Source organism: Kitasatospora sp. NPDC002040 (assembly GCF_040296785.1).
Classification (GTDB): domain Bacteria; phylum Actinomycetota; class Actinomycetes; order Streptomycetales; family Streptomycetaceae; genus Kitasatospora.
This window is the reverse complement of record NZ_JBEOXV010000012.1, coordinates 138,644-161,922: the sequence shown is the minus strand read 5'-3', so window position 1 is coordinate 161,922 and position 23,279 is coordinate 138,644. Positions and strand designations below refer to the sequence as shown.

18 protein-coding genes are annotated in these 23,279 nt (G+C 71.6%); 13 read left to right on the top strand and 5 right to left on the bottom strand.

The features are described 5' to 3' along the window. Positions 1–93: 93 nt before the first annotated feature. The 4 genes from aspT (ABT118_RS24135) (at position 94) to ABT118_RS24120 (ending at position 6,102) form a co-directional block, all read left to right on the top strand. Complete coding sequence (aspT, locus tag ABT118_RS24135) at positions 94–1,767, top strand: aspartate-alanine antiporter (RefSeq protein ID WP_350672518.1); 1,674 nt, start codon at positions 94–96, stop codon at positions 1,765–1,767. Between the two features lie 18 nt (positions 1,768–1,785). Further along, positions 1,786–3,486, top strand: coding sequence for an aspartate-alanine antiporter (gene aspT, locus ABT118_RS24130; protein WP_350672516.1), 1,701 nt, complete (start codon positions 1,786–1,788; stop codon positions 3,484–3,486). Positions 3,487–3,499: 13 nt separating this feature from the next. Next, entirely contained in the window at positions 3,500–5,149 is a 1,650-nt protein-coding gene (locus ABT118_RS24125) for a bifunctional aspartate transaminase/aspartate 4-decarboxylase (protein WP_350672514.1), read from the top strand. Positions 5,150–5,238: 89 nt separating this feature from the next. After that, positions 5,239–6,102, top strand: coding sequence for a universal stress protein (locus ABT118_RS24120; RefSeq protein ID WP_350672512.1), 864 nt, complete (start codon positions 5,239–5,241; stop codon positions 6,100–6,102). Positions 6,103–6,134: 32 nt separating this feature from the next. Here ABT118_RS24120 and ABT118_RS24115 read toward each other — a convergent pair whose 3' ends face one another. Further along, positions 6,135–6,752, bottom strand: coding sequence for a TetR family transcriptional regulator (locus ABT118_RS24115; protein ID WP_350672510.1), 618 nt, complete (start codon positions 6,750–6,752; stop codon positions 6,135–6,137). A gap of 106 nt (positions 6,753–6,858) precedes the next feature. Here ABT118_RS24115 and ABT118_RS24110 point away from each other — a divergent pair, with 106 nt between their 5' ends. The 7 genes from ABT118_RS24110 (at position 6,859) to ABT118_RS24080 (ending at position 15,084) form a co-directional block, all read left to right on the top strand. Continuing rightward, positions 6,859–7,662: an SDR family NAD(P)-dependent oxidoreductase gene (locus ABT118_RS24110; protein WP_350672509.1), complete on the top strand. Its 804-nt coding sequence runs from the start codon at positions 6,859–6,861 to the stop codon at positions 7,660–7,662. Between the two features lie 92 nt (positions 7,663–7,754). After that, on the top strand, positions 7,755–8,378 hold the full coding sequence (locus ABT118_RS24105) for a Pr6Pr family membrane protein (protein WP_350672507.1): 624 nt from the start codon (positions 7,755–7,757) through the stop codon (positions 8,376–8,378). Positions 8,379–8,436: 58 nt separating this feature from the next. Continuing rightward, a complete protein-coding gene (gene nhaC / locus ABT118_RS24100) occupies positions 8,437–9,924 on the top strand; it encodes a Na+/H+ antiporter NhaC (RefSeq protein ID WP_350672505.1) in 1,488 nt (495 codons plus the stop codon). 14 nt (positions 9,925–9,938) lie between these two features. Then, positions 9,939–11,408 carry a basic amino acid/polyamine antiporter gene (locus ABT118_RS24095; RefSeq protein WP_350672503.1) on the top strand — a complete coding sequence of 490 codons (1,470 nt, stop codon included), beginning with the start codon at positions 9,939–9,941 and terminating at the stop codon, positions 11,406–11,408. A gap of 40 nt (positions 11,409–11,448) precedes the next feature. Then, positions 11,449–12,711: an arginine deiminase gene (locus ABT118_RS24090; RefSeq protein WP_350672500.1), complete on the top strand. Its 1,263-nt coding sequence runs from the start codon at positions 11,449–11,451 to the stop codon at positions 12,709–12,711. Positions 12,712–12,733: 22 nt separating this feature from the next. Further along, complete coding sequence (locus ABT118_RS24085) at positions 12,734–14,359, top strand: alpha/beta hydrolase (RefSeq protein WP_350672498.1); 1,626 nt, start codon at positions 12,734–12,736, stop codon at positions 14,357–14,359. A gap of 119 nt (positions 14,360–14,478) precedes the next feature. Then, entirely contained in the window at positions 14,479–15,084 is a 606-nt protein-coding gene (locus ABT118_RS24080; RefSeq protein WP_350672496.1) for a hypothetical protein, read from the top strand. Here ABT118_RS24080 and ABT118_RS24075 read toward each other — a convergent pair. Beyond that, entirely contained in the window at positions 15,065–16,180 is a 1,116-nt protein-coding gene (locus ABT118_RS24075; RefSeq protein ID WP_350672494.1) for a PP2C family protein-serine/threonine phosphatase, read from the bottom strand. The genes ABT118_RS24080 and ABT118_RS24075 overlap by 20 nt on opposite strands. 163 nt (positions 16,181–16,343) lie before the next feature. Here ABT118_RS24075 and ABT118_RS24070 point away from each other — a divergent pair, with 163 nt between their 5' ends. Further along, entirely contained in the window at positions 16,344–17,468 is a 1,125-nt protein-coding gene (locus ABT118_RS24070; protein WP_350672492.1) for a baeRF3 domain-containing protein, read from the top strand. Between the two features lie 125 nt (positions 17,469–17,593). Then, positions 17,594–18,754 (top strand): alpha/beta hydrolase, encoded by a 1,161-nt coding sequence (locus tag ABT118_RS24065; protein ID WP_350672490.1) that lies wholly within the window; start codon positions 17,594–17,596, stop codon positions 18,752–18,754. 7 nt (positions 18,755–18,761) lie between these two features. On the opposite strand, the gene ABT118_RS24060 is transcribed toward ABT118_RS24065, so the two are convergent. From ABT118_RS24060 to ABT118_RS24050, 3 genes are all read right to left on the bottom strand, one after another. Then, complete coding sequence (locus tag ABT118_RS24060; RefSeq protein ID WP_350672488.1) at positions 18,762–19,091, bottom strand: MoaF-related domain-containing protein; 330 nt, start codon at positions 19,089–19,091, stop codon at positions 18,762–18,764. A gap of 94 nt (positions 19,092–19,185) precedes the next feature. Beyond that, the gene (locus tag ABT118_RS24055; protein ID WP_350672484.1) at positions 19,186–22,521 is read right to left on the bottom strand and encodes a carbohydrate binding domain-containing protein; all 3,336 of its coding nucleotides are present in this window, start codon (positions 22,519–22,521) and stop codon (positions 19,186–19,188) included. 245 nt (positions 22,522–22,766) lie between these two features. Beyond that, positions 22,767–23,162: a guanyl-specific ribonuclease gene (locus tag ABT118_RS24050; protein WP_350672481.1), complete on the bottom strand. Its 396-nt coding sequence runs from the start codon at positions 23,160–23,162 to the stop codon at positions 22,767–22,769. Between the last annotated feature and the right edge of the window lie 117 nt (positions 23,163–23,279).

The window sequence follows — 23,279 nt, the reverse complement described above, 5'->3', positions numbered from 1 at the left end:
AGCCTATATATGCGATGTAATCGCAGGCATGATCCGCTCCTGGCGACCTGCCGATCCCACGCCTGAGCCACCGTCAGCCGGACGGTGGCTCAGGTGAGCCTGCTGCGGGAGAACGCCGTCCTGGCCCTGTTCGCCTGCCTGGCGCTCGGCTACCTGGTCGGCAAGCTCAAGGTCGGTCCGATCCAGCTCGGCGGGATCTGCGGGACGCTGATCGTCTCGATGCTGATCGGCGCCCAGCACGTCTCGGTCAACAGCGACGTGAAGAACGTGGCGTTCGCGCTCTTCATCTTCTCGCTCGGCTACATGGCCGGGCCGCAGTTCTTCGCCAACATGAACGCCAAGGGCCTGCGTTTCGGCGTGCTCTCGGTGCTGGAAGCCGCCGTGGTGATCCTGCTCGCGATCGGCTTCGCGGTCGGCTTCGACCTGGACGTCGGCACCGCCGCCGGCATCCTGGCCGGAGCCGCCACCGAGTCCGCCGTGGTCGGCACCGCACAGGAGGCGATCAGCCAGCTCGGCGGCATCACCGACGACCAGTCCCAGCAGCTCCAGGCGCACGTCGCCACCGCGTACTCGGTCTGCTACCTGTTCGGCCTGGTCAGCATCGTCATGCTGACCAGCCAGATCTTTCCGCTGCTGCTGCGGATCAAGCTCCCCGAGGCCTCCCGCGCGGTCTGGGAGAAGATGCGCGGCGGCGAGGGCGGCATCGGCGCGGACGAGCAGGCGGCGCTGCCCGCGCTGGTCGGCCGCACCTACCTGGTCTCGCAGGGCGAGGGCAGCCGGGTCGGCACGCTGGAGGCCGAGTCGCGCCGACTGGTCTCGATCGAGGGCGTCAAGCGCGGCGACCAGGTGCTCACGGTCGAGCCCGGGCTCCAACTGCGGCGCGGCGACCGGGTGCTGGTGGTCGGGCGGCGCGAGGCCGTGATGGACACCGGCCACGACCTGGGCCCGGAGACCTCCGGCGTGCCGGGGCTGGACAGCCCGCTCGCGGTCCGCGAGGTGGTGGTGACCCGCAAGGACGTCAGCGGGCGGACCGTCGCCGCGCTCCGGGCCGCCGAACCGGAGGCGGTCGGCGGGGTCTACCTGACCGACATCCAGCGGGTCGACCACCACCTGCCCGCCGTCGGCGAGACCGAGCTGCACCGGGGCGACACGCTGACCGTGGTCGGCGCCAGGGCCAAGGTGGAACGTTTCGCCGCCCGGGTCGGCGCGACGGTCCGTCAGGACACCGCCGACTACATCTACCTGAGCCTGGGCATCTGCGCGGGCGTGCTGCTGGGCATGGTCACGGTCCACGCCGGCGAGGTGAACCTCTCCCTCGGCACCGGCGGCGGCTGCCTGATCGCCGGCCTGGTGTTCGGCTGGCTGCGGGCCCAGCGCCCCACCTTCGGCGCCTACCCGCCGGTCGCGGCGCAGACCGCGAAGGACCTCGGCCTGTCCATCTTCATCGCCGTCACCGGCATGGCGGCCGGGCCGGACGCCGGGCCGCTGCTGAAGCAGTACCCGGTGCTGCTCCCGGCGGCCGGGGTCCTGATGGTGGTGATCCCCGCCTTCCTGTCGCTGTTCGTCGGCCGGAAGCTGCTGAAGATCGAGCCGCCGATCCTGATCGGTGCGATCGCCGGCCAGCAGTGCTCCACCCCCGCCATCACCGCCGTGAGCAATGTCGCCCAGAGCAGCGTGCCGATGCTCGGCTACACGATCACGTACACCATCTCCAACTTCCTGCTCCCGCTCACCGGCCCCGTGCTGGTCGGCATCATCGGCCTCTGACCCCCGCTAAGGACCACGATGGACTGGATCACTGATCACGTCTTCAAGCCGTATCCGGAACTACTGATCTTCCTGACCATCGCGATCGGCTTCCTGGTCGGGAAGATCCGCTACAAGGCCATCGGGCTGGGCGCCGTGACGGGCTGTCTGATCGCCGGGCTGTTCACCGGGTGGGTCACCGACGTGAGCGTCAACGGGACGGTGAAGTCGGTCTTCTTCATCATGTTCCTGTTCGCCCTCGGCTACAAGGTCGGCCCGCAGTTCTTCCGCGGCCTGAAGAAGGACGGCCTGCCGCAGGTCGCCGTGGCCGTGGTGGTCTGCGTCACCGGCCTGCTGGTCTGCTGGGCCTTCGCCGAGATGCTCGGCTACGGCCCGGGTCTGGGCGCCGGCCTGCTGGGCGGCGCGCTCACCCAGTCCGCCGTCATCGGTGTCGCGCAGGACGCGATCGGCAACATCCAGGGCCTGACCGCCGACCAGATCACCGCCGAGCAGAACCTGGTGCCGATCGGGTACGCGGTCACCTACCCGCTGGGCACTATCCTGTGCGCGGTGCTGCTGGCCAACATCGCGCCCCGGCTGCTGAAGAGCAACCTGGAGGCGGACTCCAAGGCGCTGGCGATCGAGCTGGACGCCCCGGAGTCCAACCCGGACCTGGCCGAGGGCTACTACGAGGTGGTGCTGCGCGCCTTCACCGTCGCGGGCAACGGCCTGGTCGGCCGGACCATCGACGACATCGAGTCGCAACAGCAGGAGCAGGGCCGCCGGATCTACATCACCCGGGTCCGCCGGGGCGGCGAGATCCTGGACCACACCCAGCAGACCGTGATCCAGCAGGACGACGTGATCGCGGTCAGCGCGCTCCGGCACGACCTGGTGGAGTTCGACCCGGCCCGGCAGATCGGCCCGGAGTCGGACGACGCGGGCCTGCTCAGCTACCAGACCGAGAACCTGCACGTGGTGGTCTCCAACAAGGAGCACCTGGGCAAGACCGTCGCCCAGATCCGCCGCGAGCCGTTCATGGTCGGCGTCTTCGTCGACAAGATCTACCGCTCCGGCGCCGAGTTCCCCTACCGGCTCTCCACCGAGCTCGAGCGCGGCGACACCCTGGTGCTGACCGGCCCCAAGCGGCTGGTCGACCCGGCCACCTCGGCGCTCGGCAAGTCGGTGCCGACCAGCTTCGCCACCGACATGATCTGGGTCGGCCTGGGCATCTTCCTCGGCGGCTGCATCGGCATCCCGGCGCTGACCGCGGGCGGGGTGCCGATCTCGCTCTCCACCTCCGGCGGCGCGCTGATCATGGGCCTGATCTTCGGCTGGATCCGCGGCCGGTACCCCACCTACGGCAACGTGCCGCCCGGCGCCCAGTGGTTCATGGACACCTTCGGCCTGTGCGCCTTCGTCGGCATCGTCGGCATCAACGCCGGTCCGAGCTTCAGCAGCGGTCTCTCCCAAGCCGGTTGGGGCCTGCTGGTGTGGGGCGCGGTGGCCACCGTGATCCCGCTGATCGTGGGTCTGCTGGTGGGGCACTTCATCTTCAAGATCCGGACGCCGATCCTGATGGGCGTGGTGGCGGGTTCGCAGACCACCACGGCCGCGATCGGTGCCATCAACGAAGAGGCCAAGAGCCAGATCCCGACGCTCGGCTACACCATCCCGTACGCGGCAGGCAACGTCCTGCTGACCATCTGGGGCGCCATCATCGTCGCCCTGCTCGGCTAGGAGAGAGACCCTCATGAGCAAGCCTTCCATCAGCCGCGACGAGATCCGCCGACTGGCCCAGCTGAGCCCGTTCGAACTCAAGGGCCGCTTCATCGAGTTGGCCGAGGCGTACCAGGCCGACCAGCCCGGGCAGAAGGGCAAGTCGAACGCGCACATGCTGAACGCCGGGCGCGGCAACCCGAACTGGATCGCCACCGGTCCGCGCGAGGCGTTCCTGGCGCTCGGCCACTTCTCGCTCTCCGAGAGCCGCCGGGTGTGGACCGCCGACAACCTGGGCGGCATGCCGGAGAAGCAGGGCATCGCCGAGCGCTACGACAAGTTCACCCGCTCGCACCCCGAGCTGCCCGGCATCGAGCTGCTGACCGCCTCGATCGAACTGGCCGTGCAGCGGTTCGGCTTCGACCGGGACGCCTGGATCCACGAGCTGGCCGACTCCACCATCGGCGACAACTACCCGGTGCCGGACCGGATGCTGACGCACGGTGAGCAGGTGGTCCGGGGCTACCTGCGCGAGGAGCTGATGGACGACCGGGCGCCGGCCGACCAGCTCGACCTGTTCGCCACCGAGGGCGGCACCGCCGCGATGTGCTACATCTTCGACTCGCTGATGAAGAACGGCATCCTGAAGAAGGGCGACAAGATCGCCCTGATGGTGCCGGTGTTCACCCCGTACATCGAGATCGCCGAGCTGGACACCTTCGACTTCGACGTGGTCAAGGTCGAGGCGTCCAACTTCGCCGAGACCGGCGTGCGCGGCTGGCGCTACCCGACCGAGGAGGTGGCCAAGCTGGAGGACCCGGCGGTCAAGCTGGTCTGCCTGGTCAACCCCTCCAACCCGCCGTCGCTGGCGCTCTCCCAGCGGGTCGCCGACCAGATCAAGCAGATCGTGGCGACCAAGAACCCGAACCTGCTGATCGTCACCGACGACGTGTACGGCACCTTCGTCAACGGCTTCCGCACCATCGCCGCCGACCTGCCGCGCAACACCCTGCTGGTGTACTCCTACTCCAAGCACTACGGCTGCACCGGCCACCGGCTGGGCGTGATCGGCCTGCACAAGGACAACGTGCTGGACGAGATGCTGGCGAAGCTGCCGGCCGAGGAGAAGGCGCGGCTGAACAAGCGGTACGGCACCCTGACCCTGGAGCCGGAGAAGATCCGCTTCATCGACCGGCTGGTGGCCGACTCCCGGCAGGTGGCGCTCAACCACACCGCCGGGCTGAGCCTGCCGCAGCAGGTGCAGATGTCGCTGTTCTCGCTGTTCGCGCTGCTGCCCGAGGGCAAGGCGTACAAGGCCAAGGTGCAGGAGATCGTGCACCAGCGGCTGGCCCTGCTGCTGGAGGGCTCCGAGATGAAGATCGCCGACGACCCGCAACGGGCCGGGTACTACATCGAGTTGGACCTGCTGGCGGAGGCCGAGCGGACCGCCGGGCCGGAGTTCGCGGCCTACCTGGAGAAGACCTACGAGGCGACCGAGCCGCTGTTCCGGCTGGCCGAGCAGACCGGTGTGGTGCTGCTGAACGGCGGCGGCTTCGACGGCCCCGAGTGGTCGGTCCGGGTCTCGCTGGCCAACCTGGACGACCTCGACTACCTGAAGATCGGCCACCACCTGCGGCAGATCTTCCTCGACTACCGCACCGAGTGGGAGCAGTCGAAGGCCTGACCGCGCACCGGGAGGGGCCCCTGCGGGGGCCCCTTTCGGCTGTCCCGAGGCGCATGCTGGAGGGAGGCGTCGACGCTTCGGAGGCGATCATGGACATTCGATCCCCCGCAGGTGTGGTGGTCGGGGTGGACGGCTCGCCCCATGCCGCGGTGGCCGCCGACTGGGCCGCCCAGGAGGCCGAACGGCGCGGGTGCGGGCTGCACCTGGTGTACGCCGTCAACACCGGGACGGTGACCCTCTCGCCCCGGGCCGGTGCCGCCGTGACCGATCTGATCCTGAAGAACGCACAGGCCGTCCTGGACGAGGCGCTGGCCCTGGTCGGGGCCGCGCACCCGGCCCTGAGCCCGACCGGTGACGTGGTGCCGCGCGACGCGGCGGCCGCCGTCCTGACCGCCGCCGAGCACGCCGAGCTGGCGGTGGTCGGCACCCGGGGGCACGGCGGTTTCGCCTCGCTGCTGCTGGGCTCGGTCAGCCTGCGGGTCTGCGCGCACGCCACCGGCCCGGTGGTGGTGGTCCGGGTCCCGCCGGAGCAGGGCAGGCACGTGCTGGTGGCGATCCGGGAGGAGCGGGACGCACCGGCGCTGCGCTTCGGCGCGCGGCAGGCGCTCCGCGCCGGGCTGCCGCTGCGGGCGCTGCACACCTGGTCACCGGTGGTCGCGGACGTGACCCGGGCCGCGCCGATGCTGGACGAGCTGGGGGAGGAGGCCAAGCTGCACGAGCAGCTGCTGAGCCGCACCGTCGCCCCGGTCCGGGAGGAGTTCCCGGAGCTTTCGATCGACGCCGTGGACTACAGCGGCCCGACCGCCGCCACCCTGGTCGACGCCTCCAAGGAGGCGGCCCTGCTGGTGATGGCCCGGCACGAACCGGCCCCGCACCTCGGGCTGCGGCTGGGCACCGCGGTGCACGCGGTGCTGCACCACGCGCACTGCCCGGTGGCGGTGGTCCCGCTCTGACGTTCCTGTGACGGCCCGGGCCTGACGGCCGCTCAGCGCCAGAGGTGCAGACCCGCCGTCAGTTCCCGGATGCACCGGGCGCCGAGGTCGGCGATCAGCTCCGGCGCGTCCTCGGTCGCGGCCCAGGTCTCCAGCGCCACCCGCATCGCGGTGTTGGCGGCGGCCGCGGCGAGCCGCAGCTCCAGCGGGTCGGCGGCCGGCCCGGCCAGGGTGCCGATCACCGGGGCGAGGGCGAGTTCGGACTCGTGGTGGACCCGGTGCCAGACCGCGAGCAGGTCGGGTTCGGCGGGGGTGAGCCGGAGCAGCCCGCGGACCCACTCGAAGGTGGCGGCCGGGTACTCGTCCGAGGGGGTCAGGGCGATCCGGGCGGAGTGCTCCAGCGCCTCGGGGACGGAGAGCTCGGGCGGGCTGAGCGCCAGCTCGGTGACCCAGTGCCTGACCCCGCCGGAGAGCAGCGGCCCGACGGCGTCCTCCTTGGTGCGGAAGTACCGGTAGAAGGTGCGCAGCGAGAGCCCGGCCGAGCGGGCGATGGCCTCGGCGGTGCAGCCGGCCGCCCCGTGTTCGGCGAACAGCCGGGCGGCGGCGAGCGCGATCTCCTGCTGGGTGGCGGCCTTGCGGCGCTCGGTGAGGGAGGGGCGTTGGTCGGGCACGGGGCGAGTCTAGTGCCGGACAGGCACGGGATGCGCGAGTGGCACAACGTGCCATCTCGGCGTACCGTGCAGGACGAACCATCGGATCGTCCAGCAGGAGAGCACCATGAACCGCTTCGAGGGCCGCCGCGTACTGATCACCGGCGCGGGCTCCGGCATCGGCCAGGCCACCGTCCGCCGCATCCTGGCCGAGGGCGGCCGGGTCGTCGGCGCCGACGTGGCCGGGACCGGGCTGGCCGCCACCCGGGAGCTGGCCGCCGCCGACGGCACCGACGGGCGGCTGACCACGCTCACCGTCGACATCGGCGACGAGGCCTCGGCGGTGGCCGGCACGGCCGCCGCGATCGAGGCCCTCGGCGGCCTCGACGCCCTGGTCAACGCGGCCGGCATCCTGCGCTCGGAGCACACCGACCGCACCGGCCTGGAGCTGTGGAACACCGTCCTGCGGGTCAACCTGACGGGCACGTTCCTGATGACCCGTGAGGCGCTGCCCGCCCTGCTCGCCACCGGGCGCGGCGTGGTGGTCAACTTCAGCTCCACCTCGGCGGCCTTCGCCCACCCGTACATGGCGGCGTACGCGGCCAGCAAGGGCGGGGTGCAGTCCTTCACCCACACCCTGGCCGCCGAGTACGCCAAGCAGGGCCTGCGCGCGGTCTCGGTCGCGCCCGGCTCGATCAGCAGCGGGATGACCGACGCCTCCGGCAGCAGCGGTCAGAACCGCGGTCCGGGCATCCCGGCCGACGCCGACATGTCGCTGTTCGCCAAGCTCAGCCCGGCCCTGCAGTCCGGCAACGGGTACGGCTTCGCCGGCCCCGAGGCGGTGGCCTCGGTGGTGGCGATGCTGGCCTCGGACGACGGTGCCTTCGTCACCGGCACCGAGATCCGGATCGACGGCGGCACCCACGCCTGACCCGACACGCCGGGCCGGAGCGGCGCAGCGCCGGGCCGCCGCTTCGCCGTCATGATGATCGCAACGGTCGGACGAGGTGAAGGCGGTGGCCCGTGCGGGACCGGGTGCTGAACGTGCTGCGACTCGGTTTCGGCCTGCTGGCCGCCGTCGCGCTGGGGGTCCAGGCGCACCGGACCGTGCTGCTGGATCTGTCGATGGCCAACTTCTTCAGCTACTTCACCAACCTGAGCAACATGGCCGCGGTGGTGGTGCTGCTGGTCGGTGGCACCCTCGGACTGCTCGGCCGGGGCCGGGTGCCGGACCTGGTGCGGGGCGGGGTGGTGCTCTACATGACCATCACCGGTCTGGTCTACGCGGTCGCGCTGTCCGGCTACGACCTCGGCCCGCTGCTGCCCTGGGTGAACACCGTGGTGCACCGGCTGCTGCCGCTGGTGCTGCTGGCCGACTGGCTGGCCGACCCGCCGCGGCGCCCGATCAGCCGTCAGCGGGCGCTGTCCTGGCTGCTGTTCCCGCTGCTCTACCTGTCGTACACGCTGATCCGGGGTGCGGTGGTGGACTGGTACCCGTACCCCTTCCTCGATCCGCGGCACCCCGACGGGTACGGCCGGGTGGGGGTGGCCTGCCTGCTGGTCACGCTGGCGTTCGCGGGGGTCGGCGCGGCCCTGGTGTGGGCGGGCAACCGGCTCGGCGCGTCCCGGGGCACGGCCGGGAGTTGACGCTCCGTCGGCCCCGTTGATCCGGACATATCGGGCAAATGGTTGATACGCTCCCGAGGTGGCCGATGAACCGGAGGACGGACCGCCGGGCCCCGTGCGCGAGCCGTCCGTGGCGGACGCCGTCCTGCCGATGGCCGTGCTGGTCCTGCTGGTCGCCGGCGCGCTCGCGCTGTTCGGCCTGGACGCGCTGGACGGACCGATCCAGGTCGCGCTGATCCTGTGCGCGATGGTCGCGGCCCTGGTCGCGCTGAAGAACGGCCACCGCTGGGAGGAGATCCAGCGGGCCGGGCAGGGCGCCCTCTCCTCGATCACCAGCGCGATGTTCATCCTGCTCGCGGTCGGCGCGCTGATCGGCGTCTGGAACCTCTCCGGCACCATCCCCACCCTGGTCTACTACGGCATCCAGATCCTCTCGCCGAGCTGGTACTACGCGGCCACCGCGCTGATCTGCGGCCTGATCGCGCTCAGCATCGGCAGCTCCTGGACCACGGCCGGCACCATCGGCGTCGGCCTGGTCGGCGTCGCCGGGATGCTCGGGGTCTCCACCAGCATCACGGCCGGCGCGGTGATCTGCGGCGCCTACCTGGGGGACAAGCTCTCGCCGCTGTCGGAGACCACGGTGCTCACCGCGCAGCTGGTCAAGGTCGACCTGCACCAGCACATCAGGCGTCAGGCCTGGACCTCGGTACCGGCGTTCGGGCTCGCCTTCCTGGTCCTGCTGGTGCTCGGCCTGGTCCAGGGCCCCGAGGTGCAGAACCCGGTCGGCGAGGCGACCGAGCTGAGCGCCCTGAACGGGATCTACCGGATCACCCCGCTGAACCTGCTGCCGCTGGTGCTGCTCGCGGTGCTCTCGGTCCGCAAGGTGCCGGCCTCGCTGGCACTGGCGTTCTCCGCGCTGTTCGCCGGCCTGCTCGGCGCCTTCCTGCAGCCCTCGGTGGTGGCCGATTTCGTGCCGGGCGAGGGGAACCCGGTGCTGGAGTCGGTCAAGGCGGTCTGGTCGGCGATGGCCAACGGCTTCTCGATCGACACCGGCATCGGCGAGATCGACCGGCTGCTCTCCCGGGGCGGCATGGACAGCATGCTGGCCACCCTCTGGCTGATCATCGGTGCGGTCACCTTCGGCGCCCTGCTGGAGGAGTTCGGCCTGATCGCCCGGCTGGTGGACCCGCTGATCCGCTCGGCCGGCAGCACCGGCCGGCTCTTCCTCACCGTCTTCCTCTGCGGCTTCGGCCTGAACGTGGTCGCGGGCGACCAGTACATCGCGCTGGTGCTGCCCTCCCGGGTGTTCCGGCTGGAGTTCGAGCGGCGCGGCCTGGCCCCGACCAACCTGTCCCGGCTGGCCGCCGACAGCGGCACCGTCACCTCGCCACTGGTGCCGTGGAACTCCTGCGGCGCCTTCATGGGCGCCGTGCTCGGCGTGCCGACCCTGTCCTACCTGCCGTACTGCGTCTTCAACTACGCCAGCCCGGCCCTGAGTGTGCTGTACGGCATCACCGGCTTCAAGGTCGAACGGACCGAGGCCGCCCCCGATTCGGAGCAGCGGTAGAGAGTGAGGCAGCGATGAGCAGCGCCGAGACCGGCAGCGCCCCGGCGGAGCCCGCCGGGGGCGGGCCCTCGACGGCCGCGAAGCTGTCCCTGCTCACCCTGACCATGATGGTGGTCGGGTCGATGGTCGGCGCCGGGGTGTTCTCGCTGCCGCGCCGGTTCGCCCAGGAGACCGGCGTCGCCGGGGCGCTGATCGCCTGGGGGATCGCCGGGACGGGCATGCTGATGCTCGCCTTCGTGTTCCAGACCCTGGCCGTCCGCAAGCCCGACCTGGACGCCGGTGTCTACGCCTACGCCAAGGCGGGCTTCGGCGAGTACCTCGGTTTCTTCTCCGCCTTCGGCTACTGGGCCAGCGCCTGCGTCGGCAACGTGACGTACTGGGTGCTGATCATGTCGACCATCGGCGCGATCGCCCCGGCGCTCGGCGACGGCGACACGGTGCTCGCGGTGGTGCTGTCCTCGTTCGGCCTGTGGGGCTTCTTCTTCCTGATCCGACGGGGCGTCAAGGAGGCGGCGGCGATCAACCGGATCGTCACCATCGCCAAGATCGTGCCGATCCTGGTCTTCGTCCTGATCGCGCTGTTCTACTTCAAGGCCTCGGTGTTCGCCGACAACTTCGCCGGCGCCGACTACGCGGGCTCGCTGTTCCAGCAGGTCAAGGGCACCATGCTGGCCACCGTCTTCGTCTTCCTCGGGGTCGAGGGGGCGAGCGTCTACTCCCGCCACGCCAAGCGGCGCGAGGACGTCGGCCGGGCCACCGTGCTCGGCTTCCTGAGCGTCTTCTCGGTCTTCGCCTCGGTCACCATCGTCTCCTACGGCCTGCTGCCGATGGGGGAGATCGCCGAGCTGCGGCAGCCCTCGATGGCCGGGGTGCTGGAGGCCGCGGTCGGCACCTGGGGCAAGGTCTTCGTCAGCGTCGGGCTGATCGTCTCGGTGCTCGGGGCGTACCTGGCCTGGTCGCTGATGGCGGCCGAGGTGCTCTTCGTGGCCGCCAAGGACCAGGACATGCCGCGCTTCCTGGGCCGGGTCAGCGCCGCCGACGTGCCGGTGCCCGCGATGGTGATGACCACCGTGCTGTCGCAGGTGGTGCTGGTGGTCACGTACTTCTCCGACGACGCGTTCAACTTCGCGCTCGACCTGACCAGTGCGCTGACGCTGATCCCGTTCCTGCTGGCGGCGGGCTACGCGCTGAAGATCTCGGTGGTTCGGGACCCGCTGACGGGGCGTCGGGAGGGCCGCGGCACCGAGCTGCTGGTCGCCTCGCTGGCCACCGTCTACACCGCGTTCCTGCTCTACGCGGCGGGGCTGAAGTTCGTGCTGGTCTCCTTCATCATCTACGCCCCGGCCACCGTGCTGTTCGTGATGGCCCGGCGGGAGCAGGGCCGCAAGCTCTTCTCGCCCGCCGAGCTCGTCATCCTCGCCGTCTCGATCGCCGGTGCGGTCCTCGGCGTGATCGCCCTGGCCGTCGGCTGGATCAGCCTCTGACGGTCCGCCACCTCGCGGCCCCACCGAAGAAAGGCACCCCATGACCAACAACGACCAGGCGGTCAGGCCCGCCAACGGCGTCCACTCCGAGGTGGGCCGGCTGCGCAAGGTGCTGGTCTGCGCGCCCGGGCTGGCGCACCGCAGGCTCACCCCGTCCAACGCCGACGACCTGCTCTTCGACGACGTGATGTGGGTGGAGAACGCCCAGCGCGACCACGCCGACTTCGTCAACAAGCTCACCCAGCGCGGGGTCGAGGTGGTCGAGCTGCACGAGCTGCTGGCCGAGACGATGGCCCGGCCCGGGGCCAGGGACTGGCTGCTCGACCGCAAGATCATCGCGAACGAGGTCGGCATCGGCCTGCTGGAGGGCACCCGCGGCTTCCTGGAGACGCTGGCCCCGCGCCAGCTGGCCGAGTTCCTGATCGGCGGACTGGCCACCTCCGACCTGCCGGAGGACTTCCGCTCCGGCTACGTCGCGCTGGCCCGCGAGTCCACCGGCGTGCGCGAGTACCTGATGCCGCCGCTGCCCAACACGCTCTACACCAGGGACACCACCTGCTGGCTGTACGGCGGCGTCACGCTCAACCCGCTGTACTGGCCGGCCCGGCACGACGAGACGCTGCTGATGAAGGCGGTCTACGAGTTCCACCCCGACTACGCCGGCTCCAAGGTCTGGTGGGGCGACCCCGAGGTGGACTGGCGGCAGGCCACCTTCGAGGGCGGCGACATCATGCCGGTCGGCAACGGCGTGGTGCTGATGGGCATGAGCGAGCGCACCTCCCGACAGGCCATCACCCAGGTCGCGGCCGAGCTGTTCCGGCACGGCGCGGCCGAGCAGGTGGTGGTGGCGGGGATGCCCAAGCTGCGCTCGGCGATGCACCTGGACACCGTCTTCACCTTCGCCGACCGGGACATCGTCACCCTGTACCCGACCATCATGGACGCGGTGCACACCTTCACCCTGCGACCCGGCGACAAGGCCCCGGGGGTGGAGATCGTCGACGAGGCGCCCCGGAGCTTCGTCGAGGTGGTGGCCCGGGCGCTCGGTCTGCCGAAGCTGCGGGTGATCGAGACCGGCGGCGACGTGTACGCCTCCGAGCGCCAGCAGTGGGACAGCGGCAACAACGCCGTCGCGCTGGAGCCGGGCGTGGTCTTCACCTACGACCGCAACACCCAGACCAACACCCTGCTGCGCAAGGCCGGGGTCGAGGTCATCACCATCGTCGGTGCCGAACTCGGCCGCGGCCGCGGCGGCGGGCACTGCATGACCTGCCCGATCATCCGTGACGCGGTCGACTTCTGACGCCGGGCCGGCGCCCGCGCGGGTGGTGCGCCGGCTGCCGTCCTGGGGCGCCCTGGCCGGCGCCGCGCTCTGCTACGTGCTGTCCTTCACCCCGTCCCTGATCCCCCGGGCCTGGTGGCTGCAGGCCGCCGCCGGTGCGATCACCGCCGCGTTCGGCTACGGGATCGGTGCGTTCCTGCAGTGGCTGCTGCGCCGGTGCGGGGTCTCGGTGACGGCCCGGGTCCGGCAGTGGGCCTGGTCGGCGCTGGCCGTGCTGGGTCCGCTGGCGATCGTCTTCGTGACCGCCTGGAGCGTGCGCTGGCAGGGCGATCTGCGCCGGGCGGTCGGGCTGGACCCGCGGATCAGCTGGTGGCAGTGGGCCCTGGTGCTGCCGGCGGCCCTGCTGCTGACCGCGCTGCTGGTGCTGGTCGCCCGGCTGGTCCGGCTGGGCACCCGGGCGATCGCCCGGCAGCTCGGCCGGGTGGTCCCGGCCCGGACGGCGGCCGTCGGAGCGGTCGTGCTGGCCGCCGTCCTGGTGGTCGGGCTGGTGCAGGGCTTCCTGCTGCGCGGTCTGCTCGACGCGGCGGAGAGCGCCGCCGCCCTGACCGACCGCTCCACCTCGCCCGGGATCGTCCGGCCCGCGCTGCCCACCCTGTCCGGCAGCCCGGCCTCGCTGGAGAGCTGGGACAGCCTCGGTGCCAAGGGCCGGGACTTCATCGGCCGGGCCACCACCGCCGGGCAGGTCGCCGCCTTCTCCGGTCGGCCCGCCAAGGACCCGGTCCGGGTCTACGTCGGCCTGCGCTCCGCCGACACACTGGCCCAGCGGGCCCAACTGGCGGTGGCCGAGCTGGACCGCACCGGCGGCTTCGCCCGCAAGGTGCTGGTGGTGATCAGCACCACCGGCAGCGGCTGGGTGAACGAGCAGGTCGCCACCCCGCCGGAGTACCTGTACGACGGCGACAGCGCCCTGGTGGCGATGCAGTACTCCTACCTGCCGAGCTGGATCTCCTTCCTGACCGAGGGCGAGGCCGCGGACGCGGGCGCCGCGCTGATCGACGCCGTGCACGCCCACTGGGCCACCCTCCCGGCCGACCGCAGGCCGAAGCTGCTGGTGGCGGGGGAGAGCCTGGGCTCGTACGCCACCGAGCGGGCCTACCCGAGCGGGGTCGGCGGGCTGGCCGGCGGCACCGACGGCGCGCTGCTGGTCGGGCCGACGCCGGACAACCCGATCCGGCACGACGTCACCGACGGCCGCGACCCGGGCAGCCCGGTCTGGCGGCCGGTCTACCAGGACGGGCGGACGGTCCGGTTCGCCCAGACCCCGGCCGACCTCGACCTGCCCGGCGGGGCCTGGACCCAGCCGCGGATCGCCTACCTGCAGAACGGCAGCGACCCGGTCACCTGGTGGGAGCCCGCGCTGCTCTGGCGTCGGCCGGAGTGGCTGGAGCAGCCCAGGGCCGCCGACGTCTCACCGACCATGCGCTGGTACCCGCTGGTCACGTTCTGGCAGGTCAGCTGCGACCTGGCGGCGGCCAACGACGTCCCGGCCGGGCACGGCCACCGGTTCGGCACCCTGCCGGTGCAGGCCTGGGCCAGGATCGCGCCGCCGCCGGGCTGGACCGACGCGGACAGCGAGCGGTTGGCCGCCCGGCTCCGGGACGGCGGATGAACTCCCTTGGCAGTGCGCCCGATTGACCGTCACTCGGACGGCGCACCCCTGGTCGCCCCGGCACCCGACCCTGCGAAACATGAGGTGCGGACGGTCCATCGGCGACGCAGGAGGCAGCAGTGACGAAAGCAGCACGCGGGTACGGGCGGAACGGGGTGCGCGGGGCCGCCGCGCTGGTGGCGGCCGGCACGGCGGCCGCGCTGCTGGGAGCCTGCGGCAGCGATTCGTCCAGCAGTACGCCCTCGGCCGGCCCCAGCCTGTCGGTGGCGCCCAACCCGTCCTCGTTCTCGGGCTCGCCGCCCTCGGCCTTCGCCTCCGCCGCCGCCTCGATCTCGGCCGCGGCCTCCTCCGCCTCGGCCGCCGCAGCCTCGTTCGAGGCCTCGGTGTCGGCCTACGCGGCGGAGCACCAGGAGCGGGCGGCAGCCGCCCTCAAGGGGGTCGAGGGCAGCGGCAACGCGGTCTCCGACGTGACCCTGACCGGCGTCCCGCTGGCCACCTCGGGCGGCATCCAGGCCGCCGTGGTCAACATCGTGAACAGCACCCGGGCGCCCGCCTCGTACGCCGTCCAGGTGGACTGGCGGGACGCCTCCGGCCAGGCCGTGGTGAGCACGGTGGTGGGCGCCGAGAACGTGGCGGCCGGGCAGCCCGCCAGCCCGGTCTCGTTCAGCCGCCGGCCCACCTCGGACCAGCTGACGCCGGTGGTGGTCAAGGCGCAGCGGTACTGAGGGCCTCCGGCCCGGGCCGCCCGGCGATCAGCACCGCGACGTCGTCGGCCGCGCCGGAGCCGTACTCGCGCAGGTCGGCGGCGAGCAGCTCCAGCAGCCGGGCCGAGCCGCTCCCGGTCCAGCCGCGCACCCGGTCGGCCAGCGGGTAGAACGAGCCGGCCCGGTCCCGGGCCTCGCTCACCCCGTCGGTGAAGATCACCAGCCGGTCGCCGGGCCCGAACGGGACGGTGTCGACCGGGTGGTGGTCGTTCAGCAGCGCCCTCAGGTTCAGCGGCAGCGCATCGGTGGAGGGCTCGACCGTGACCACCTCCCGGCCGCGCAGCAGCAGCGGTGCCGGGTGGCCGCAGTTGAGCACCCCGGCGGTCCGGCCGTCGGGCGGGATCTCCACCAGCACGGCGGTGGCGAACCGCTCGGCGGCGTCCGAACTGGGCACCTGCTCGCTGTAGCGCACCATGCCGGTCTCCAGCCGGTCGACCAGTGCCGCCAGGTCGGGTGCCTCGTACGCGGCCTCGCGGAAGGTGCCCAGCAGCACCGAGGCGACCTCGACGGCCGGCAGCCCCTTGCCCTGCACGTCGCCGACGATCAGCCGGACCCCGAACGGGGTGCGCAGCGCCTCGTAGAAGTCGCCGCCGATCCTGGCCTGGGCCGCCGCCCCGTCGTACAGCAGGTTCAGCTCCACCCCGCCCAGCGCGGGCGGCAGCGGGCGGAGCAGGACGCTCTGGGCCACGTCTGCCACCGCCCGGAGCTCGGCCAGGTCGCGCTCCCGGCTCTGCCGGACGTGGCTCGCGTAGCAGGCGGCCGCCGTGACGGTGACGATCACCAGCAGGGCGGTGCCCGTCGCCGTGACGAAATCCGCGTCCCGGTCCAAGGAGAGCACGACCTCGGTGGCCATCGTGAGCGCCCCGATCCCGGCAATTCCCCGGACGCTCCAGGTGGCGGCGGCCAGCGCGGGTGCGGCGGCGAGGAACCGGTCGTACCGCTGCTGCCCGGGCGTCAGCACGTCGAACATCGCTGCCAGCGCGATCAGCACCAGCGGCGCCCAGTGGGCGAGCGACCAGAGGTAACCGACCCGCCGCAGCTCAGGGAGTCTCCGCATGGCCCCAGGCTATCGACAGGTGACCGAAACACCCCGGTTTGTCCACGCCGGGCGCTCCATCTCGTGCGACGGTGGGCGGACGTGCCACTGCCCTGACGGAACCTCGGTCCGGTACGACCGGACCCCGGCCCGCAGCGCTCGGAGGACCAAGGAGAAGAGGACGATGGAACCCGACGACCTGACAGCCGAGGCCCTGCGCGAACTGCGGGCACCGCGCTCCTACCCCGCGGCGTCGCTCACCCTGCCCACCCACCGCAGGGAGCCCGACAACGCGCAGGACCCGGTCCGGCTGCGCAACGTGCTGGCCGAGGCCGAGCGCCGGATCGACGCCGACCCCGACATCGCCCGGCAGGCCAGGATCGACCTGAAGGCCCGGCTGGCGAAGGCCGTGTCCGAGGTCGACCTGCGGCACGCCGAGGAAGGGCTGGTGCTGTTCGCGACCACCGCCGAGCACCAGATCTGGACCCTGCCCCGCGAGGTACCCGAACGAGTGGTGCTGAGCGACACCTTCCTGACCCGCAACCTGGTCGCGGCCAAGGCCCAGTTCCGGCCCTACTGGGTGCTGGTGGTCGCCGGCGACCGGGCCACCCTGTGGAGCGGCATCGGCGAGGCCCTCACCGAGCACCGGGCCGACGGCTTCCCGGCCGAGCCCGAGGCGCTCGAGTGGGACGTCCAGCGCGAGGAGCGGGTCGGCGACCAGCCCAGCACCTTCCGGGACGAGGAGACCAGGCGCTTCCTGCGGGCGGTCGACACCTCGCTCGGCGAGCTGCTCGGCACCGACTCCCGCCCGCTCTTCCTGGTCGGCCTGCCGCAGGCCGTGGCCCTGCTGGAGGAGGTCGGCTCGGCCACCAAGGGGGCGGTCGGCAAGGCGCTCAACGGCGGGCTGGTGAACGGGCCCGACCGGGTGCTGCGGGAGGAGCTGCGCCCGGCCCGGGCCGCGTACGCCGAGCAGGAGGGCCGCCGGGTGGCGGGCCTGCTGGACGAGGCGCGCGGCCGGAAGACCTTCGCGGCCGGGCTCGACGAGGTCTGGGAGGCCGTCCGCGAGGGCCGGGTCAGCCTGGTCGCGGTCGAGGAGCACTACCAGCAGACCGTCCGGCTGACCGAGGGCCACCTGGCCGCGGTGGGCGCCGAGGCGGTGGCGGAACCGGGCAGCTGGGAGCGCGGCGTCCGCGAGGACATCGTCGACGAGCTGGTCGAGGCGGCGCTGGACCAGGGCGCCGAGGTGGTCTTCCTGCCGGACGAGGCGCTGGCCGACCACGACCGGATCGCCGCGGTGCTGCGCTACTGACCGCCGCCGGGGCCCCGGTCGCGTACGACGCGGCCGGGGCCCCGGCGTACCCCGGGACGTGCATACTGGACCACCGGCCGGTGCGGGCGTCCCGGCTGCTCCGAACCTACGGGGAGTCACGGGACATGGGGCTGACCAGCCACAAGCTACTGATCCTGGCCGCCGCCGCGGCGCTGCTGCTGCTGGTCGGCACGGTCAGGTACTGGTCCCGGTTCGCCCGGCCGACCTGGCAGGCGGTGCTCGGCCGGATCGGGGTGCTGCTCGCCACCCAGTTGGCGGTGCTCTGCACACTCGGCCTGCTGGCCAACAACTACTTCGCCTTCTACAGCAGTTGGGGCGACCTGCTGGGCACCGGGGAGAACGGCGCGGTGACCGTCACCGGGCAGCCCCCGGCCACGGGTGCGACGCCGAGCGCCAGTGCGAGCCCGGAGCCGCGGGTGGTGCCGGTGCAGCGGCTCGGCCGGGCCGAGGTGGACAGCGGCAGCCGGGGCCACGAGCCCAAGCGGGTCGGCGAGATCGAGGAGGTCCGGATCCCCGGCCCGTCCACCGGCCTGAGCACCGACGGCTACGTCTACCTGCCGCCGCAGTACTTCCAGCCCGAGCACGCGGAGCGCCGGTTCCCCGCGGTGATCGTGCTGACCGGCTTCCCCGGGGACGCCAAGAACCTGATCACCCGGCTCAACTACCCGGGTGCGGCGCTGGAGTTGATGAACAGCGGCCGGATGCAGCCGACCGTCCTGGTGCTGATGCGCCCCTCGCCCGCGCTGCCCGCCGACAGCGAGTGCGAGGACATCCCGGGCGGGGTGCGGTCCGAGACGTACTTCACCCGGGACGTCCCCCGGGTGCTCGGCGCCTCGTACCGGATCTCGACCGGTGCCCGGGCCTGGGGCATGGCGGGCAACTCGACCGGCGGGTACTGCGCCCTCAAGCTGGCGATGCGTCACCCCGAGGTCTTCCCGGCCGCGGTCTCCATCTCCGGCTACTACCGGGCGGCCGAGGACGTCTCCACCGGCGACCTGTTCCAGGGCAGCGCGCAGCGCCGGAACGAGGCCGACCTGATGTGGCGGCTGGCCTCGCTGCCCCAGCCGCCGGTCGCGGTGATGCTGGCCGGCAGCCGGGAGGGCGACGGCGACTACCAGCGCGAGACCGACGCGTTCGAGGCCGCCGTCCGGGCGCCGATGACCGTGGCCACCGCGTCGGTGCCGACCGGCGGCCACAACTTCCAGACCTGGAGCAGGCTGCTGCCGCCCGCGCTGGAGTTCCTGTCCAGGAACCTGGCGCCCTGAGGGACGGTCAGCCCTCGGCCTTGAGCGTGCCGGTGTGCAGCTCGCCGACCCGGCCGCCCTCGCCCTCGTACGTCCAGAAGGCGCGCACGGTGAGGTTCGCCAGGTCCATCACGTGGCTGACGGTGATGCCGCTGTTCTCGGTCCAGCTGACGAAGTAGATCTCCGGGGCGACCTGGGCGACGTGCAGCCCGACGTCCTCCCACTGGCCGGCCGACTCGCCGAGGCCCTCCCAGCGCAGCCGGGTGCCGTCCGCCGAGTAGGAGTTGCGGAAGGCGGCGCCGTTGTCGACCTGGAACAGGTAGGTGCGGCCGGCGAAGCCTGGCAGGGGCGCGGTCATCTCGGGCTGGTCCTCGTCTGGGTGAAGCGGCAGATGGGTACGGCCGTGTCGGCCGTACCCATCCAACCTATCGGACCGCCGGTCCGTTCACCGGCTACTTCAGGTACGGGCCGTCCGTGCCGATCTTGCCCGGGGCGGCGTTGCTGCCGCCGAGGTCGAGCACGTAGACCCGGAGGTTGCCCTTGCCGGCGGCCGGGACGGAGAGGGTGCCGTTGGCGACCACCTTCACGTCGCCGGTGACCGCGTCCTTGTAGGTGCCGTTCGGGATCCCGGTGTACGTGGCCGCGTTGGTGACCGCGACCAGGGCGAAGCTGTCCACGCCGCCCTCGGTGTAGCGGCGCTTGAAGGCCATGTCGCCGCTGACGCCCTGGGTGGAGTACTGGCCCAGCTGGAGCGCCGGGATCGCGCGGCGGATCTGGTTCAGCCGCTGGAGCTGCTTGACCAGCGGCTGCTGGAGCGTGCCGGCCACCGCGCCGGAGGCGGAGCTGACGACCGAGAAGTCACTGGCCGTCACCTCTCCCGCCACCTTGTCGCCGTAGTACGCCCGGCCGGTGGTGGCGAGCGGGCAGGTCGGGCCGCAGTCGATCTGCTTTCCGGCCTGGAACTCGATCTCCGAGCCGTAGTAGAGGGTGGGGATGCCGCGGAAGGTCCACATCAGCGCCATGTTCTCGGCCCAGGCGTCGGTGCCCCCGGCGTAGCGGGTGCTGGACTTGTTCGGGCCGAAGTCGTGGCTGTCCACGTAGACCACGTTGTAGGTCGGGTCGTTGGTGGAGTCGTCGGAGTCCTTGCCGTTGTTGAACGCGTTGGAGGCGTCGCCGAAGTTCATGTGCATGCGCATGTCGATGATGTTCATGCCGCTGAACTGGCTCTTGTCCGGGGCGTGGTAGGCGTTCCCGTTCAGGAAGGCGTTGGTGGAGACGGGCTGGTTGCCGGTGCCCATGGTGTTCTCGTAGTTGAACTGGTCCAGCGCCGCCTGGACGTCGTCCGCGACGTACTCCCGGCGCTCCTTCCAGGTGAAGAACTGGGCGGAGTGGTTGACCGACCCCCGGTTCCACCTGTCGTTGACGAAGGCGCCGACCTCACCGAAGACGAAGAAGTTCGCGGCCTTCGCGGCGCCGAACTTCCGGCTGACCTCCTCGTAGATGGCGGGCAGGAAGCGGCGGTTCCAGGTGACCCGGGGGATGTGCACGGCGGTGTCGATCCGGAAGCCGTCCACCCCCATGTCGATGTACTTGTTGTACGCGCCGATCAGGTACTGCTGGACCACCGGGCTCTCGGTGTTGAAGTCGGCCAGGTCCTCGTGCAGCCAGCACGAACGGGAGTCCTCGCCCTCCCAGTTGCCGATCCAGCACTGGTGGTAGAGCGCCTTGGGGAACATCCCGGTGGTGGCGCCGGGCCACTGGCAGTTGTAGATGGTGTAGCCCTCGGGGCTCTTCGCCCCGGTCGGCTTGCCCCAGTTGAGGCAGGTGTTGCCGCTCGGCTCGGCGGTCGACCAGAGGTCGCCGTTGTAGTACGACTTGCCGGAGACCGGGTCGACGGTGAGGCCGTCGTACTCGAAGCCCGCGTTCGGGGCGTCGTAGTACCAGCTCCACTGGGTGTCCCGGACGCCGTACACGGTGGGCGTGAACAGGCCCTTGGCGCCCCAACGGGAGCTGTGGTTGTAGACCACGTCCTGGTAGATCTTGATGCCCTTGGCGTGCGCGGCGTTGATCAGGTCCTGGTACGAGGCGCCGGCCGACTCCAGCCGCGGGTCGACCTGGTAGAAGTCGTAGCCGTGGTAGCCGTGGAAGTCGTAGTCCGAGCGGTTGAGCACCACCGGGGTGATCCAGATCGCCGAGAAGCCGAGGCCCTTGACGTAGTCGAGCTTCTGCACCAGGCCCTTGAAGTCGCCCCGGAACATCGGGTCGTTGTTGGCCGCGTTGCCGGACTTCACGTCCTGGCTGCCGCCCCGGTTGTTGCTGCTGTCACCGTCGTTGAAGCGGGCGGTGAGCACGAAGTAGATCGGGTCCTTGCGCGGGTCGGTGCCGAGCGGGGTGCCGCCGGGGGCGGTCGGCTCGGCCGCTCCGGTGGTGGCGCAGGACGCGGCCGAGGCGGGCGAGAGGTTGCCCGCCGCGTCCTTGGCCACCACCGTCCAGCAGTACGAGGTGGTGGGCTCCAGGCCGCTCTGCGAGTACACCGTCGAGCCGGTGTCGACGACCGAACTGCCCTTGGTGCCACCGGTCCTGGTGATCCGGTAGCCGGTCACGCCGATGTTGTCGGTGGCCGGGCTCCAGGTCAGCACGGTGCCGGTGCCGGTGGCGTTGGCCAGTACGGCGGTGGGGGCGGTCGGGGCGGTGGTGTCCGGGACGACGGCGGCGCACGGGTCGGTGGCGCCGGCCGTCACCGTCCTGTCCTTGACGATGCTGTTGCCGCTGCCCAGCTGGTAGTTGACGCCGTTGTTGTTGTCCCAGACGCCGTTGCCGTTGTTGAAGGTCGCCTGCCAGGTGGTGGCGCTGCCGAGCGCGACGGCCTTCTTCACCCAGCCGGTGCAGGCGGCCGCCATGCCGGTCCCGGGGCTGGTGGTCCAGCTGCCGCCGGTGGGGGCCCAGTGCAGGTTGACGGTGGACCAGCCGACGGTGGTGGTCGCGTACCAGACCGTCGCCGAGCCGGTGCCGCTCGTGGGGGAGGGCGACGGGGACGGGGACGGGGTGGGCGTCGGGGTCGGGGTCGGGTCGGGGGTGACCGTGCCGCACGGGTCGCTGTGGGCCACCACGCCGTCCTTGACGGTGATCGCGCCGGTGCCCAGCTGGTAGTTGGCGCCGCCGTTGTTGTCCCAGATGCCGTTGCCGCTGTTGAAGGTCGCCTGCCAGCCGGGCGCGGTGCCGAGCGCGACGGTGAGCTTCACCCAGCCGGTGCAGGCGGCCGCCATCGCGGTGCCCGGGGCGGTGGTCCAGCTGCCGCCGGTCGGGGCCCAGTGCAGGTAGTACCCGGGCCAGTTGCGCCCGGTGGTGGAGTAGAAGACCGTGGCCGAGGTCGGGGTGGCGGTGGCGCACGGGTCGGTGCTGGTCACCTGGCCGCCGGAGACGGCGCTGACCCCGGTGCCCAGCTGGTAGTTGGCCCCGCCCTTGTTGTCCCAGGTGCCGGCGCCGTTGTTGAAGGTGGCGGCCAGCGTGGTGGCGCTGCCGAGGTCGACGGTCTTCCTGTACCAGCCGGTGCAGGCGGCCTCCATCGCGGTGCCGGGGGAGGTGGTCCAACTCCCGCCGGTGGGGGCCCAGTGCAGGTTGACGGCGGTCCAGCCGGCGGCCGGCCGGTAGTACACGGTGGCGGTGGAGGCGGCCTGCGCGGTGATCGCGGGCAGCAGGGTGGCGACCAGTCCGGCGACGACCGCCAGGACGGCGAGCAGCGGATTCCGGTGTCTGATCAGGCGGTGGCGTGCGGCTTTGCGGTCCACGGATGGACTCCTCGGGGCCTCGTGGGTGGGGGAGAGGCACCCGGCCGACAGCACAGGGCCTGGGGAGGGCACTGCGGCGCACGCCACCGATCGGGAGCTGACGAATCGTCTTGCGCAAGTTGCCGCAAGATGTTTCAGGAGCGTACCCGGCTGTAAATCGCACGTAAAGAGTCGACGTCAGGTCGGCGGGAACGACAGGGCCGCCCGCCCCCGGGGAGAGGGGGCGGGCGGCCGGGGGCTGTCGGTCAGCAGCCGAAGTTGACCTTGTAGAAGGTCGCGTAGTGGTCCGAGGTGTAGTAGTCCTCGTGGTAGACCTTGCCGGTGACGATCCGTCGGGCGCCACGGGTGGAGGACCCCGGGGTCTTGACGGTGTACTCGTGGTAGTAGCCGGTGGACTGGCCGGGGAGCACGCCCTCCCGGTTCTGGAAGACGATGCCGTCCTGGCTGTACGGGAACGGACCGCCCTGGTCGATCAGCCTGATGGTGTCCCGGCCCTGGCTCGGCAGGGCGGTGAGGCAGATGCTGCCGCTGACCTTGGCGGAGGCATCTGCGGCGAACACGACGGTGGGGGCCAGGGCGACCAGGCCGACGACGGCGACGGAAGCGGCGCGGGTCTTCAACGCGCGTAGAGTGAGTGCCATGGCAGCCAGTGTGAGGGCATGTCAGGTCCCTGCGGAAGTGCTGCGGAAACACTTCACTCGCGCGTAACTGCCATGGAACTCAGGGGACTTGTGGCGTACCGCTACTCCGTCGAAGTG

What these genes read in the sequence shown, in the direction of transcription:
- aspT (WP_350672516.1), top strand. Translation starts at nt 1,786, where the DNA reads ATGGACTGGATCACTGATCACGTCTTCAAGCCGTATCCGGAACTACTG.
- ABT118_RS24125 (WP_350672514.1), top strand. Translation starts at nt 3,500, where the DNA reads ATGAGCAAGCCTTCCATCAGCCGCGACGAGATCCGCCGACTGGCCCAG.
- ABT118_RS24120 (WP_350672512.1), top strand. Translation starts at nt 5,239, where the DNA reads ATGGACATTCGATCCCCCGCAGGTGTGGTGGTCGGGGTGGACGGCTCG.
- ABT118_RS24110 (WP_350672509.1), top strand. Translation starts at nt 6,859, where the DNA reads ATGAACCGCTTCGAGGGCCGCCGCGTACTGATCACCGGCGCGGGCTCC.
- ABT118_RS24095 (WP_350672503.1), top strand. Translation starts at nt 9,939, where the DNA reads ATGAGCAGCGCCGAGACCGGCAGCGCCCCGGCGGAGCCCGCCGGGGGC.
- ABT118_RS24090 (WP_350672500.1), top strand. Translation starts at nt 11,449, where the DNA reads ATGACCAACAACGACCAGGCGGTCAGGCCCGCCAACGGCGTCCACTCC.
- ABT118_RS24075 (WP_350672494.1), bottom strand. Translation starts at nt 16,180, where the DNA reads ATGCGGAGACTCCCTGAGCTGCGGCGGGTCGGTTACCTCTGGTCGCTC.
- ABT118_RS24070 (WP_350672492.1), top strand. Translation starts at nt 16,344, where the DNA reads ATGGAACCCGACGACCTGACAGCCGAGGCCCTGCGCGAACTGCGGGCA.
- ABT118_RS24065 (WP_350672490.1), top strand. Translation starts at nt 17,594, where the DNA reads ATGGGGCTGACCAGCCACAAGCTACTGATCCTGGCCGCCGCCGCGGCG.
- ABT118_RS24060 (WP_350672488.1), bottom strand. Translation starts at nt 19,091, where the DNA reads ATGACCGCGCCCCTGCCAGGCTTCGCCGGCCGCACCTACCTGTTCCAG.
- ABT118_RS24050 (WP_350672481.1), bottom strand. Translation starts at nt 23,162, where the DNA reads ATGGCACTCACTCTACGCGCGTTGAAGACCCGCGCCGCTTCCGTCGCC.